The following is a 13,825-nucleotide window of genomic DNA, read 5'->3' on the forward strand; positions in this document are numbered from 1 at the left end:
TCATGCTAAGCCCATTGATTCGCCGCTACACATGGAACAGTACCTGGCTGTATAACGTCAGGATTTTTATCGCACTTTGCGGGACGGTCGCGCTGCCATGGTGGTTAAACGACGTTAAGCTCACTATCCCGCTGACCCTGGGCGTGGTCGCAGGAGCACTGGCAGACCTCGACGATCGCCTGGCCGGGCGGCTGCGTAATCTGGTTATCACCCTTATTTGTTTTTTCATTGCCTCCGCATCCGTTGAGCTGCTGTTCCCGTGGCCATGGCTATTTGCGTTAGGCCTGACGCTTTCAACCAGCGGATTTATTCTTCTGGGCGGGCTTGGCCAGCGCTATGCCACTATTGCGTTTGGCGCGTTGCTGATTGCTATCTATACCATGCTGGGCGTATCGCTCTACGACCAATGGTATCAGCAACCCGTCCTGCTGTTGCTTGGCGCTATCTGGTATAACCTGCTGACGCTTACCGGACATCTCATTTTCCCGGTTCGTGCCTTGCAGGATAACCTCGCCCGCAGCTATGAACAGCTGGCGCATTATCTGGAACTGAAATCCCGCTTATTTGACCCGGATATAGAAGAAGAAAGCCAGGCACCGCTTTACGATCTGGCGCTGGCAAACGGTCAGCTGGTCGCAACCTTAAACCAGACAAAAGCCAGCCTTCTCACACGCTTACGCGGCGATCGTGGTCAGCGCGGAACGCGTCGAACCTTACACTACTATTTTGCCGCCCAGGACATTCACGAGCGCGCCAGTTCGTCACACGTGCAATATGCTGCCCTGAGGGAAAAATTCCGCTACAGCGATGTGATGTTCCGTTTTCAGCGGCTGCTCTCAATGCAATCCCAGGCATGTCAGCAACTGGCTCGCTCCATTTTGCTGCGCACACCGTATCAGCATGACCCACGCTTTGAACGCGTGTTCAGCCATCTCGATGCCGCCCTTGATCGCGTGCAGGCCAGCGGTACATCTCCGGATCAGATAAAAGCCCTGGGTTTCTTACTCAATAACCTGCGAGCGATAGACGCTCAGCTGGCCACCATTGAGTCTGAACAAGCCATGGCGATGCCGAATAATGACGCAGATAACCAGCTTGCTGATGACAGTGTCCACGGCTTTAGCGATATGTGGTTACGGCTGAGCCGGAACTTTACGCCTGAATCGGCTCTGTTCCGCCACGCCGTGCGGATGTCGCTGGTGTTGTGCGTCGGTTACGCGTTTATCCAGATAACCGGGTTACATCATGGCTACTGGATCTTGCTGACCAGCCTGTTTGTTTGCCAGCCGAACTATAACGCCACTCGCCACCGGCTCGCGCTGCGTATTATCGGCACGCTGGTGGGTGTCGCCATCGGTCTTCCGGTACTTTACTTTGTCCCGTCTATCGAAGGGCAGCTTGTCCTTATCGTGATTACCGGCGTGTTGTTCTTTGCATTTCGTAATGTGCAGTATGCGCACGCCACGATGTTTATCACCTTACTGGTCTTGCTGTGCTTTAACCTGCTTGGTGAAGGATTTGAGGTCGCCCTCCCCCGCGTTATTGATACGCTTATCGGCTGTGCCATTGCCTGGGCTGCGGTCAGTTTTATCTGGCCGGACTGGCGTTTTCGCAATCTGCCGCGCGTGCTGGACAGGGCAATGAATGCCAACTGCCGATACCTGGATGCCATTCTTGAGCAATATCACCAGGGTCGTGATAACCGTCTGGCTTATCGCATCGCCCGCCGTGATGCGCATAACAGCGATGCGGAGCTGGCGTCGGTGGTATCGAACATGTCAACGGAACCGGGTGCCACGGCGGAAATCCGCGAAACCGCCTTTCGTCTGCTGTGCCTGAACCATACGTTCACCAGCTATATATCTACGTTGGGCGCTCACCGCGAAAAGTTAACCAACCCGGGTATTCTGGCGTTGCTGGATGATGCCGTTTGCTATGTCGACGATGCACTTCACCACCGACCAGCCGATGAACCCCGTGTTCGCCAGGCTCTGGATGAACTCGCCCAGCGTATTGCCCATCTTGATCCTGGTACCGACAGCAAAGCACCGCTGGTTCTTCAGCAAGTTGGCCTGCTTATCGCCCTGCTGCCGGAAATTTGTCGCCTGCAACAACTGATTGCTACATGGCGGAACGATTCTCCGCAGACTCTGGCAACGCGTTAAACCATTCCGTAAGCTCCTGGCGAATTTCCGCCGGGAGCGCCGCTTCATGCAACCCTTCTATTGCCCCCTCAAGCGCAAAGAGCACTTTAATCCCGAGTTGTTTGTTTTGCGCCCTGATTTTCAGCCAGCTCACTTTTGCCCCCAGCTCCCGTAACATTTCTTCGTTAGTGATCCCGACTTCAAAAAGCAGAACCTCAATCTGGAAGGTGAGATTGGGCAGGTCTTTAAGCCGGTTGCGCTGATACCGCTGATATCGCTCCCGCCTGGCGGCCTCAAGCGCAAAAGAAGAAAGCTGGAGTAATGTCCCCCTGTCCTGCCACAGTCCGTCATCAACCCGGAAGTAGTTAAGCAGCACAGGCCGACCCCGCTTCAGAAGGGTCAAGAAAGAGGAGGCGTGTTTCACATAGTAGGTCGCGCTTTGCTCACAGGCACGCAGATAAAGCTCCCCATCAGACACCATGGCAAAAACGGCGTTATCCACCGCCAGGGTATAACCACCAAATAGCGCGCGGTGATGAATATCACCCAGTTCCGAAAGGTATTCTTGAGATTGATAAATCCGTTCATAAGATATCTTTTTCATGATATTTCCCTTAAAAATCATACTGTAAAGAGGCTATTTCTTACTAACGGATCCGTTAGCAGGAAAATAGGCAACTTATTGCCAGTGAGCAAGATGAATTTTCTTTAGGGGCCGATCATGAGCAAAATTTGCGAGTCGCTTTCCGAAAATGAGGTTGATCTTTATGCATACAGGGGTTACTGTATATTCATACAGTAACTACAGGGCTGGAATGAATATGTACACTTCAGGCTACGCAAATCGCTCAACATCTCTCTCTTCTACCGCAGGCAATGTCGCGCAGAAATCCGTCGGGAGCGTATCGACAGGTCTTATCAGTGAAGTGGTTTATCGTGAAGACCAGCCCCTGTTGACGCAACTCTTATTACTGCCTTTATTACAGCAGCTTGGCCAGCAGTCACGCTGGCAGCTCTGGCTGACGCCGCAACAAAAACTGAGCCGTGAATGGGTTCAGTCCGCAGGATTGCCGCTGACCAAGGTTATGCAGATTAACCAGCTCTCGCCTTGCGATACGGTCGAGTCGATGATCCGTGCATTACGTACCGGAAATTACAGCGTAGTGATCGGATGGTTGCCAGACGAACTGACAGAAGAAGAACATTTCCGACTGACTGAAGCAGCCGAGGAAGGTAACGCTATAGGTTTCATTATGCGTCCGGTTCGTCCAGATTCTTACCGCAGAGGACAACTTTCTGGGCTAAAAATTCACTCAAATTTGTATCACTGAGTAAATTTAAGACTTTTCCTGGAATTTTTTTTGACCACAAGATGCGGAAATAGTTCCACGGTCTAAATCTGCGGCAAGGCTTGTCTGGTGCGGTTCCCGTTAATTTTACTGCATAAATTCCGTACAAAAAATGTTAAATAATAGGTATACGGAACTTTTTTTTTCATATGCCTGACGGAGTTCACACTTGTAAGTTTCTAGCTACGTTGTAGACTTTACATCGCCAGGGGTGCTCGGCCTAAGCCGAAGATATCGGTAGATTTATATTTGACCACGCCCCCCGGTGAAGGATTTAACCGTGATTTCTCGTCGGAGATCTTCATGGCAAATTTTGGATGATAACGAGGCGCAAAAAATGAAAAAGACAGCTATCGCGATTGCAGTGGCACTGGCTGGCTTCGCTACCGTAGCGCAGGCCGCTCCGAAAGATAATACCTGGTATGCAGGTGGTAAACTGGGCTGGTCTCAGTTCCATGACACCGGCTGGTACAACAGCAAACTGAACAACGATGGCCCTACTCATGAGAGCCAGCTTGGTGCAGGTGCGTTCGGTGGCTATCAGGTTAACCCGTATGTTGGTTTTGAAATGGGTTACGACTGGTTAGGTCGTATGCCATACAAAGGCGACACCGTAAATGGCGCTTTCAAAGCTCAGGGCGTACAGCTGACTGCTAAACTGGGTTACCCAGTAACTGACGATCTGGACGTGTACACCCGTCTGGGCGGCATGGTATGGCGTGCTGATTCCAGCAACAACCAGGTTGGCAGCGATCACGACACTGGCGTTTCTCCAGTATTCGCAGGTGGTGTTGAGTGGGCTATGACCCGTGACATCGCTACCCGTCTGGAATACCAGTGGGTTAACAACATCGGCGACGGCAACACCGTTGGTGTTCGTCCAGACAACGGCATGCTGAGCGTAGGTGTTTCCTACCGTTTCGGTCAGCAGGAAGAAGCTGCGCCAATCGTAGCTCCAGCTCCGGCTCCAGCTCCAGAAGTACAGACCAAACACTTCACTCTGAAGTCTGACGTTCTGTTCAACTTCAACAAAGCGACCCTGAAACCAGAAGGTCAGCAGGCACTGGATCAGCTGTACACCCAGCTGAGCAACCTGGATCCTAAAGACGGTTCAGTAGTGGTTCTGGGCTTCACCGACCGTATCGGTTCTGACGCTTACAACCAGCAGCTGTCTGAAAAACGTGCTCAGTCTGTTGTTGATTACCTGGTATCTAAAGGTATCCCAGCTAACAAGATCTCTCCACGTGGTATGGGCGAATCTAACCCAGTTACCGGTTCTACCTGTGACAACGTGAAAGCTCGCGCTGCACTGATCGACTGCCTGGCACCAGATCGTCGCGTTGAGATCGAAGTTAAAGGCATCAAAGACGTCGTAACTCAGCCAGCGGCATAAGTTATCGTCTTAAGAAAAAACCCCGCAATGCGGGGTTTTTTATTGTCTGAAGAAATACAGAATCTTATTTTTTACCCAGAAGCGCCTGTAGATCGTTTTTCAGCGTCGACATCTGGTTCGCGTACTTCTCTTTGTGCTCAGCATCTTCAATCAGCTGCACTACCGTTTCCGATAACGTCTTTCCACGCCGTTGTGCAAGGCCTGCCAGGCGCTGCCAGACGATAAATTCCAGATCGATAGATTTCTTGCGGGTATGCTGATGCTCGGCATTAAAATGCCGCTTGCGACGCGCACGAATAGTTTGCTTCATCCGGTTTAACAGCGCTGGATTGATGTGTTTCGCTATCCAGTTATTAACCTGTACCGGTTCGTTTTCGAGGGTCAGCAACATATCTACGGCTTCTTGCGCCGCGCTGGCTTCGAGGTAGCAGGTGATCAACTCGCCTTCACGATGTTTTTTGACCAGGTACTTCCATTTCCAGCCGCTTTCGAGATTTTCCAGTTGTTGATATTTCATTGCGATCTCAGTGTTACCACGTAACTCTGTTCAGAATATCAGTTTTTTGGCAATCTGCTGAAAAGAAATCATATCCTGTGCATCATTACAGGAGATTCCCCCGCGGAAATCCCCAATCCTGCTTGGGCAGAGCCTTCTGCTTACGGTATACTCCACGGTTTTACATCTGACTAAAAAACATCAACTTTGACCATTACGAAACTTGCATGGCGTGACCTTGTTCCCGATACAGAAAGCTATCAGGAGCTCTTTGCACAGCCAGAACTCGCAAAAGAACACGAATTTATACTTAGCGATACACAACCGCGTTTGCATTATGCGCTGGAGCAGGTGTTAAGCCCGTGGGCAACATCTCCTTTCATGCTGCTCAAAGCCCCGGAAGAAGCCGAGTATTTGACGCTTCTGGGTGATGCCATGCGCCAGTTGCAGCCAGAAACAGATGCTGTTTTTGGCGGCCAGTATCGTATCGCGGGTCATAACATTACTTTTGAACCGGCACAGCAGGCTGACGATCGTTTTGCCGCAAAAGGCGAAGTGATCACCGCCAACTGGGTCGAAGCGGAACAGCTTTTTGGCTGCCTTCGTCAGTTTAATGGTGAGCTGTCGCTTCAACCGGGGCTTGTCCATCGCGCTAATGGCGGTGTCCTGATCATCGCCCTGAGAACCCTGCTCTCCCAGCCGCTGCTGTGGATGCGCCTGAAAACAATTGTGAACCAGCAACGCTTTGACTGGGTGAGCTACGACGAATCCCGTCCTCTCCCTGTCGCAGTGCCGTCAATGCCATTGTCATTGACCGTGGTGCTGACCGGCGACCGTGAATCGCTGGCAGACTTCCAGGAGATGGAGCCAGAGCTGGCAAGCCTGGCCGTTTATAGTGAGTACGAAGACAATATCCAGATTGCCGATGCCGATGATATGGCACAGTGGTGTCAGTGGGTAATGGCGGTTGCTGAGCGCTATGAATTGCCTGTCCCGGCGGCTGACGCCTGGCCTGGTCTGATCCGCGAAGCAGTACGCTATACCGGCGATCAGGAAACCTTACCGCTCTGTCCACTCTGGATCAGCAAACAGCTACGTGAAGTGGGTGTGATAAGCGGTGACGGCGCGTTTTCCGGTGAACAGCTCGCCCAGATGCTTGCGCAGCGTGAATGGCGTGAAGGTTATCTCGCTGACCGGATGCAGGATGAAATTCTGCTGGAGCAGATCCTGGTGGAAACCGAGGGCGAGCGTATTGGGCAAATCAACGCCTTGTCCGTTATCGAGTTCCCGGGGCATCCACGTGCATTTGGCGAACCTTCTCGTATCAGCTGCGTCGTGCACATTGGCGACGGTGAATTTACTGACATTGAGCGTAAAGCTGAGCTCGGCGGCAATATCCATGCTAAAGGCATGATGATCATGCAGGCATTTTTGATGTCTGAGTTGCAGCTGGAGCAGCAAATCCCCTTCTCCGCCTCACTCACGTTTGAGCAATCCTACAGCGAAGTCGATGGTGATAGCGCCTCGATGGCAGAGCTGTGTGCCTTAATCAGCGCCCTGGCAGAAGTTCCGATTAATCAGAACATCGCCATTACCGGTTCCGTTGATCAGTTTGGGCGCGCTCAGCCAGTAGGCGGGCTGAATGAGAAAATCGAAGGCTTCTTCTCTATTTGCCAGCAACGCGGTTTGAATGGCAAACAGGGTGTTATTATCCCGGCGCCTAACGCACGCCATCTGAGCCTGAGCCAGGCGCTTCTGGACGCGGTGGAACAGGAACAATTTACGCTCTGGGCCATCGAAGGAATTGAGGATGCGCTACCCTTACTGACAAATCTGGTATGGGATGGCGAAGGTCAAACAACCCTGATGCAAACTATCCAGGAACGTATTGCTCAGGCGACACAGCAGGATGCTCGTCACCGTTATCCGTGGCCGTTACGCTGGTTGAGTTGGTTTAGTCCGAACTGATCGGACTTGTTCAGCGTACACGTGTTAGCTATCCTGCGTGCTTCACTAAAATAAGGCTTACTGAGAACATGGTAGATAAACGCGAATCCTATACAAAAGAAGACCTTCTTGCCTCTGGTCGCGGTGAACTGTTTGGCGCTAAAGGCCCACAGTTACCGGCCCCGAACATGCTGATGATGGACCGTGTCGTGAAAATGACCGAAACCGGCGGCAACTTCGATAAGGGTTACGTAGAAGCAGAACTCGATATCAACCCAGATCTGTGGTTCTTCGGTTGCCACTTTATTGGCGATCCGGTAATGCCTGGCTGCCTGGGCCTTGATGCTATGTGGCAGCTGGTTGGGTTCTACCTGGGCTGGCTCGGCGGCGAAGGCAAAGGCCGCGCGCTGGGCGTTGGCGAAGTGAAATTCACTGGTCAGGTTCTGCCTTCTGCGAAGAAAGTGACCTATCGCATTCACTTCAAGCGCATTGTTAACCGTCGTCTGATTATGGGCCTGGCGGATGGCGAAGTGCTGGTAGATGGTCGTCTGATCTATACCGCAAACGATCTGAAAGTGGGCCTGTTCCAGGACACTTCAGCGTTCTGATTGCTGATTTAAGCAACCCCAGAAAGGCGAAACCTCCGCAATGCGGAGGTTTCTTTATTTAAAGAGACGGTATCAAGCGATAAGTACCCTGTCGCCGATGGCTTCTCGCCAGCCTCCCAGCCATTGTGACCTTTGATTTATCGTCTGATAAGGACACATTTCTTTAGAGCGTCCGGCGATTCCAGCCTGATAACCACGTTGATGAGCCCGTTCCAGGCGATCTCGTTTCTGTCTCTTCATGCCTCGTTTCCCTCATTCTTTTGTCTGGTGGAAAGAAAACAGTGATTGCAAAGTGTGCAAGCACAGATAACGAATACCCCGAATAAGCCTCAGCGTCAATGTTCGAAATTCATACGGGTGTCATATTTGTGAGCTACGCGGAAGATCATTTGTACAAAAAGTGTGACCCGGCACAAGTAACAACCTGATGTCAAAACGAAAAAAAAGCCGCAATCAGAACCAGACTGATGGCGGCTTTTTACTATGAATTTTACTTATGGAAGCCGGGAAATCTCTCTGGCGATGCTGGCCGACTCTTGCGCCCAACCCTGGCCCAGGACTTTCACCATTTCATCGTATCCATCTTTTTGCTGCTTCATTTCAAGATGGAAAGGACGCTTAATCAGCTGGCCCTGATGGTTCAGCAGCCATTCACCGCTGATCACTACCGTACCGTCGTAACGGCCGTGGAAGCCCGTCACAGTGACGTTAAGGGTATCCTGGTCAGTACCGAGAGGTTGCGAGGCAACAACCCACCCCGGAAGCTGGCTTCCGAGGTTGGCCACCAGCGTGTTTCTCAGCTGCTGATCCAGCGGGCTGGCCCACAGATTGTTTGTCGCGATGACATACTTAACATCGCTCGTCTGGTAGACCACGCCGTTACCGGCAAGATAATCAGGCACGTTAACCTGCTCAACCCACAACAGGCGGTTTCCCTGGCTGGCGGTGCTTTGTCCGCCGGCCTGAGTCGCAACAGGCAGCTGATAGTAACTCTTGTTCTCTACACCGGAACTGCACGCCGTTAAAAGCAGAGCGCCAACCATCAATAGCCACTTATTCATTCTTTTGCCCTCTTCGGCTCAGGATCCTTTTTATCTTTTGCTTCAAACACCAGCGCGTTGCTCTTCTCGTTGAGCGTTTTCAGAACCGGCTGAAGTTCACGCAATACCTGATCAAGACGTTGCATATCTGCCACCATCTTGTTGTAAGCCGCAGAACCCGGCTGGAAGCCCTGCATACTGCGATTAAGTTCGCGCAGTGTTTTCTGCATATCCTGCGGCAGCTGCTGCATGGACTGGCTTGCGGTGATCTTATTGATGTTATCCAGCGTGGTTTGCAGTCGGCGCATCGTCGCCTGGCTTTCGCTGAGCGAGTTTGTTGCAGCTTCGAGCATTGGATTCAGTGGCAGATTATTAATCTTATCCAGTGTTTCCATCAGGCGCTGCTGGATCTGAGCCAGGCCGCTACTGACGGTTGGAATGATCTTGTAACCACCAAATTCACGGATACCCGTTATCGCAGGCGCTTTCGGATAGAAGTCCATATCCACATACAGCGCACCCGTCACCAGGTTACCGGTTTTCAGCGAGCCACGCAGACCGCGCTCCATCAACGCGTTAATGTGCGCCGCAATATCCTGATCCTCACCTATCTGATTGAGCAGACGTTCAGGTTCAATACGGATCAGCACCGGGATGCGGTAATCGTCATCCAGAACCTGACGCAGCCCTGGGACAAAGAATGGCACCTGACCTACGGTTCCCATACGAATGCCACGGAACTCAACAGGCGCGCCTGGCTGGAGGCCACGCACCGAATCTTTAAAGAACATCAGGAAGTCGATATGGTCGGTATAGAGCGCATCCTGAATGCTTTTCTGGTCGTCAAAGAGGCGGAAAGCTGTTTTCTCCGCAACCGGCTGACCAAGATCCAGCCCTTCCGGCACATCAAAACTGACGCCCCCACCAAACAAGGTGGTCAGCGAACCCATTTCAACACGCATCCCCGCTGAGGTAAGATCAACGGCGATCCCACTGTCTTTCCAGAACCGGACGTTGCTGGTGACTAAGCGATCGTTAGGCGCATTGATAAACAACTGATAGCTGATAGTCCTTTTTTGCGGATCAAAGGTACTCGTTTCAACGGAACCAACGCGATAGCCACGGAACAGCACCGGATCGCCGGCTGTGAGCTGGCCCGCTTTTTTGCTGTCGAGTATGACGCGGATCCCTTTTGCATCAGGTGGCGCGAGTGGAGGTGAATCCAGCAATTGATACTTTCCTGGTGGGTTCCCTTTTGTCCCTGGCTGCAACTCAATATAGGCACCAGATAAGAGTGTGCCTAAACCGCTGATCCCTTCACGTCCAACCTGCGGCTTAACGACCCAGAAGACGGAATCACTGTGCATCAGCTTTTCCATGCCAGAATTCAGACGCGCTTTAATCTCTACATGCGTCAGGTCATCGGTCAGGGTCGCACTTTCAACGACACCCACATCAACACTACGGCTCTTGATGGTGGTTTTTCCCCCTTCAATACCCTCTGCATTGGTGGTGATGAGCGTCACTTCCGGTCCCTGATGGCTGTAATGGTAAAACAGTATCCATGCACCGATCAGCGCAGTCACAATGGGGAAAATCCACACCGGCGACCAGTTTTTGACCTTCTGCACTTTAGCCTCTCCACTCTTATTTTCCATGCTCTTACTCTTCCTCATGGCTTGACTCGGGCTCACGATCCCACGATAAACGAGGGTCGAAGGTCATGGCCGCAAACATTGTCATAATAACGACCAACGCAAACATCAGCGCTCCCATAGCGGGATAAATATTCATCAGCCCCCCCATCCGCACTAACGCGGAAAGAACGGCGATGACAAACACATCAATCATTGACCAGCGTCCGACAAACTCGACAACTTCATAAATCAAGTGCATTCGCTCACTGTCACGCCTGCCGTGCCCTTTTGCATCCCAACAGAGCCAGGCTATCGCAATCATTTTTAACGTCGGCACCATGATACTGGCGATAAAAATAACCAGCGCCACCGGATAAGACCCCTCACCCCACAGCAATACGACCCCCGCCATAATGGTGGAAGGCATTTTATCGCCGAGCAAATCGGTGATCATGATGGGCAAAATATTGGCAGGCAGATAAAGCATGATCGACGTAACCAGCAGCGCCATCGTCCACTGAAGGCTGTTTTTACGCCGTGCATATCCTTTTGTTTCGCAACGCGGGCACGTGTCGAGATCGGCAGGCAGCACCGCGGTACAGCATGAGCAGGAGCGCAGTCCCTGACGAATACCCGGCACACCCACTTTTACCGTCTGCGCAAGCGTAGGTGCAGGGGCAATGTCATCCCACGCCCAGCGCCGGTCTACGCACTGAAACGCACGTAATTGCAGCACACAGTAAAGGCACCAGGGAATAAAGCTGCTCCCGATACCTACATCACCATAGGCCATCAGCTTCACGAAACTCACCAGAATACCGGCCAGGAAAATCTCGGCCATCCCCCAGCTTTTTAGTTGAAAAAGGATACGGGCAAGTTTGATTTTAAGGGGCGTGGGCATCCGGACACGGTTGACCAGCAGCAGGATCACGACCAGACAAGAGGCCGGGACAATCTGCACAAACAGAAGAAAAAAGGTCCCGAGGCTGGCGTAATCTTCCGAGAACATCACACCTGGGATTTCAAGAAGGTCAACCTGGCTGGTTATCCCTCCCACCTTCATATAAATGAAGGGGAAGAGATTAGACAGCACAAGCATAAACAGCGCGGCCAGGGCATAGGCAGTAGGACGCTGCCTGGGCGCGTCCCACTCTGTCGTTAACGTTGCACCGCAACGCGGGCAAGTTGCCTTATGTCCGTGACCCAGCACAGGCAGCGCAACGAGCATATCGCATTGTGAGCATAATATATGCCTGTCGGCATGGTGCTGGTCACACATATTTTATCCCTGTTTATGCGCCGTTTTTCAGAGACTCAAGGTACTCCCAGCGCTCAAATGCTTCTTCCAGTTCCTGCTCGGCACTGGAAAGGTCAGCCAATATTTTCTGAGTATAGTCGTGAGACTGCGTAAAGAATGAAGCATCAGCAACCTGAATTTGCAGTGCTTCAAGTGCAGCTTCCAGCTCCTCAAGACGCTTAGGCAGGCCTTCCAGCTCGCGTTGCAGGTTATAGCTTAGTTTAGCCGATGCTTTCTTAGCTGTTTCTGCTTTTGTTACAGTAGGTTCCGGGCCATTTTTGGACTTTGCTTGTTTTTGCGCCAGCGATTGCGTTTGCTGCCCACGTGCGTCGTGATAACCACCCACATACTGACCAATACGGCCTTCACCTTCGAAGATCCAGCACTCGGTCACGGTGTTATCGACGAACTGACGATCGTGGCTCACAAGCATCACCGTGCCCTGATATCCATCAATCAGCTCTTCCAGTAATTCCAGCGTTTCGACATCCAGATCGTTCGTCGGTTCATCGAGAATCAACAGGTTACTTGGCTTCAGGAACAAACGCGCCAACAGCAGGCGATTTCGCTCACCGCCGGACAGCGCGCGCACTGGCGTCATCGCACGTTTAGGATGGAACAGGAAGTCCTGCAAATACCCCAGGACGTGGCGTGGTTTGCCGTTAACCATCACCTCTTGCTTGCCTTCTGCCAGGTTATCCATCACCGTTCTGTCCGGATCCAGCTCCGCACGGTGCTGGTCGAAGTAAGCCACTTCGAGCTTGGTTCCGCAGTGAACGCGACCGCTGTCGGCCTGCAACTGACCCAGCATCAGCTTAAGCAGCGTGGTTTTACCACAACCGTTCGGGCCGATAAGGGCAATTTTGTCGCCGCGTTGTACCTGGGCAGAAAAGTCTTTCACCAGCACTTTGCCGTCAACCTGGTAATTAACATCTTCCATTTCAAAGACGATTTTACCCGAGCGGGCGGCCTCTTCGACCTGCATCTTCGCACTGCCCATCACTTCACGACGGGCGCTGCGCTCGTTACGCATCGCTTTCAGGGCACGCACGCGGCCTTCGTTACGGGTACGACGCGCCTTGATGCCCTGACGGATCCAGACCTCTTCCTGCGCAAGCTTGCGATCGAACTCGGCATTTTGCAGCTCTTCGACGCGCAGGTTTTCTTCTTTTTCCAGCAGATAGGTATCGTAATCGCCTGGGTAAGTCACCAGCTTGCCGCGATCGAGATCGACAATACGGGTTGCCATATTGCGGATAAACGAACGGTCGTGCGAGATGAAGATAATGGTGCCGTTAAAGGTTTTCAGGAACCCTTCCAGCCAGTCGATTGCTTCGATATCCAGGTGGTTGGTCGGTTCGTCCAGCAGCAGCACTTTTGGGCCACTGACCAGCGCACGGCCCAGTGCCGCTTTACGCAGCCAGCCACCGGAAAGTGACGCCAGCTCCATATCAGCATCCAGACCTAATTGATCCAGCACTTCAGTGATACGGCTTTCAAGCTGCCACAGGCCGTGATGATCCAGCAGCTCTTGCAGGCGAGCCATCTCATTGAGATTTTTTTCACTGGGATCGGTCATCACCAGATGTGAAATTTCGTGATAGCCCTTCAGATATTCAGCCTGCTCAGAAATCCCTTCCGCAACGAAATCGTAAACAGTACCTGCCACGTTACGCGGTGGATCCTGCTGCAAACGGGAAACAATCAGATCCTGTTCGTAAACAATACGCCCGTCATCCAGGCCCTGTTCACGGTTGAGGATCTTCATCAGCGTCGATTTACCCGCGCCATTACGGCCGACCAGACAAACGCGCTCGTTATCTTCGATGTGCAGCTCTGTATCATCGAGAAGTGGCGCATCGCTGAAGGACAGCCAGGCGCCGTGCATGCTAATAAGTGACATTTATTTTTCCT

The 13,825-nt window shown here is 52.1% G+C and carries 12 protein-coding genes; 5 read left to right on the top strand and 7 right to left on the bottom strand.

The genetic code is table 11. The annotated features are described in order from the left end of the window. Nucleotides 1–2 precede the first annotated feature (2 nt). A complete protein-coding gene (yccS, locus tag F3J30_RS09340) occupies nucleotides 3–2,165 on the top strand; it encodes a YccS family putative transporter (protein ID WP_166717053.1) in 2,163 nt (720 codons plus the stop codon). On the opposite strand, the gene F3J30_RS09345 is transcribed toward yccS, so the two are convergent. Next, nucleotides 2,122–2,748, bottom strand: a complete 627-nt coding sequence (locus F3J30_RS09345; protein WP_166717054.1) for a TfoX/Sxy family DNA transformation protein — start codon at nucleotides 2,746–2,748, stop codon at nucleotides 2,122–2,124. The genes yccS and F3J30_RS09345 overlap by 44 nt on opposite strands. 217 nt (nucleotides 2,749–2,965) lie before the next feature. Here F3J30_RS09345 and sulA point away from each other — a divergent pair, with 217 nt between their 5' ends. Together sulA and ompA are read left to right on the top strand one after the other, a co-directional pair. After that, on the top strand, nucleotides 2,966–3,475 hold the full coding sequence (gene sulA, locus F3J30_RS09350) for an SOS-induced cell division inhibitor SulA (RefSeq protein ID WP_166717157.1): 510 nt from the start codon (nucleotides 2,966–2,968) through the stop codon (nucleotides 3,473–3,475). Nucleotides 3,476–3,830: 355 nt separating this feature from the next. After that, nucleotides 3,831–4,886, top strand: coding sequence for a porin OmpA (ompA, locus tag F3J30_RS09355; RefSeq protein ID WP_014069626.1), 1,056 nt, complete (start codon nucleotides 3,831–3,833; stop codon nucleotides 4,884–4,886). A gap of 64 nt (nucleotides 4,887–4,950) precedes the next feature. Here ompA and matP read toward each other — a convergent pair whose 3' ends face one another. After that, nucleotides 4,951–5,403, bottom strand: a complete 453-nt coding sequence (gene matP / locus F3J30_RS09360; protein WP_014069625.1) for a macrodomain Ter protein MatP — start codon at nucleotides 5,401–5,403, stop codon at nucleotides 4,951–4,953. A 186-nt stretch (nucleotides 5,404–5,589) separates the two neighbouring features. On the opposite strand from matP, the gene F3J30_RS09365 reads away from it, so the two are divergent. Both F3J30_RS09365 and fabA read left to right on the top strand, forming a co-directional pair. Next, entirely contained in the window at nucleotides 5,590–7,350 is a 1,761-nt protein-coding gene (locus F3J30_RS09365; protein WP_166717055.1) for a Lon protease family protein, read from the top strand. A gap of 68 nt (nucleotides 7,351–7,418) precedes the next feature. After that, complete coding sequence (gene fabA, locus F3J30_RS09370) at nucleotides 7,419–7,937, top strand: bifunctional 3-hydroxydecanoyl-ACP dehydratase/trans-2-decenoyl-ACP isomerase (protein ID WP_013097260.1); 519 nt, start codon at nucleotides 7,419–7,421, stop codon at nucleotides 7,935–7,937. Between the two features lie 72 nt (nucleotides 7,938–8,009). Here fabA and rmf read toward each other — a convergent pair whose 3' ends face one another. The 5 genes from rmf to F3J30_RS09395 form a co-directional block, all read right to left on the bottom strand. Beyond that, complete coding sequence (rmf, locus tag F3J30_RS09375; protein ID WP_014069623.1) at nucleotides 8,010–8,177, bottom strand: ribosome modulation factor; 168 nt, start codon at nucleotides 8,175–8,177, stop codon at nucleotides 8,010–8,012. A 254-nt stretch (nucleotides 8,178–8,431) separates the two neighbouring features. After that, on the bottom strand, nucleotides 8,432–8,998 hold the full coding sequence (pqiC, locus tag F3J30_RS09380) for a membrane integrity-associated transporter subunit PqiC (RefSeq protein WP_166717056.1): 567 nt from the start codon (nucleotides 8,996–8,998) through the stop codon (nucleotides 8,432–8,434). After that, the gene (pqiB, locus tag F3J30_RS09385; RefSeq protein ID WP_166717057.1) at nucleotides 8,995–10,635 is read right to left on the bottom strand and encodes an intermembrane transport protein PqiB; all 1,641 of its coding nucleotides are present in this window, start codon (nucleotides 10,633–10,635) and stop codon (nucleotides 8,995–8,997) included. The genes pqiC and pqiB overlap by 4 nt, the downstream gene beginning before the upstream one ends. A 4-nt stretch (nucleotides 10,636–10,639) precedes the next feature. Next, a complete protein-coding gene (pqiA, locus tag F3J30_RS09390) occupies nucleotides 10,640–11,893 on the bottom strand; it encodes a membrane integrity-associated transporter subunit PqiA (protein WP_166717058.1) in 1,254 nt (417 codons plus the stop codon). 13 nt (nucleotides 11,894–11,906) lie between these two features. After that, on the bottom strand, nucleotides 11,907–13,814 hold the full coding sequence (locus F3J30_RS09395; protein WP_166717059.1) for an ABC transporter ATP-binding protein: 1,908 nt from the start codon (nucleotides 13,812–13,814) through the stop codon (nucleotides 11,907–11,909). Between the last annotated feature and the right edge of the window lie 11 nt (nucleotides 13,815–13,825).

Origin of the sequence: Enterobacter sp. Tr-810, from assembly GCF_011752765.1 — a bacterium.
Classification (GTDB): domain Bacteria; phylum Pseudomonadota; class Gammaproteobacteria; order Enterobacterales; family Enterobacteriaceae; genus Enterobacter; species Enterobacter soli.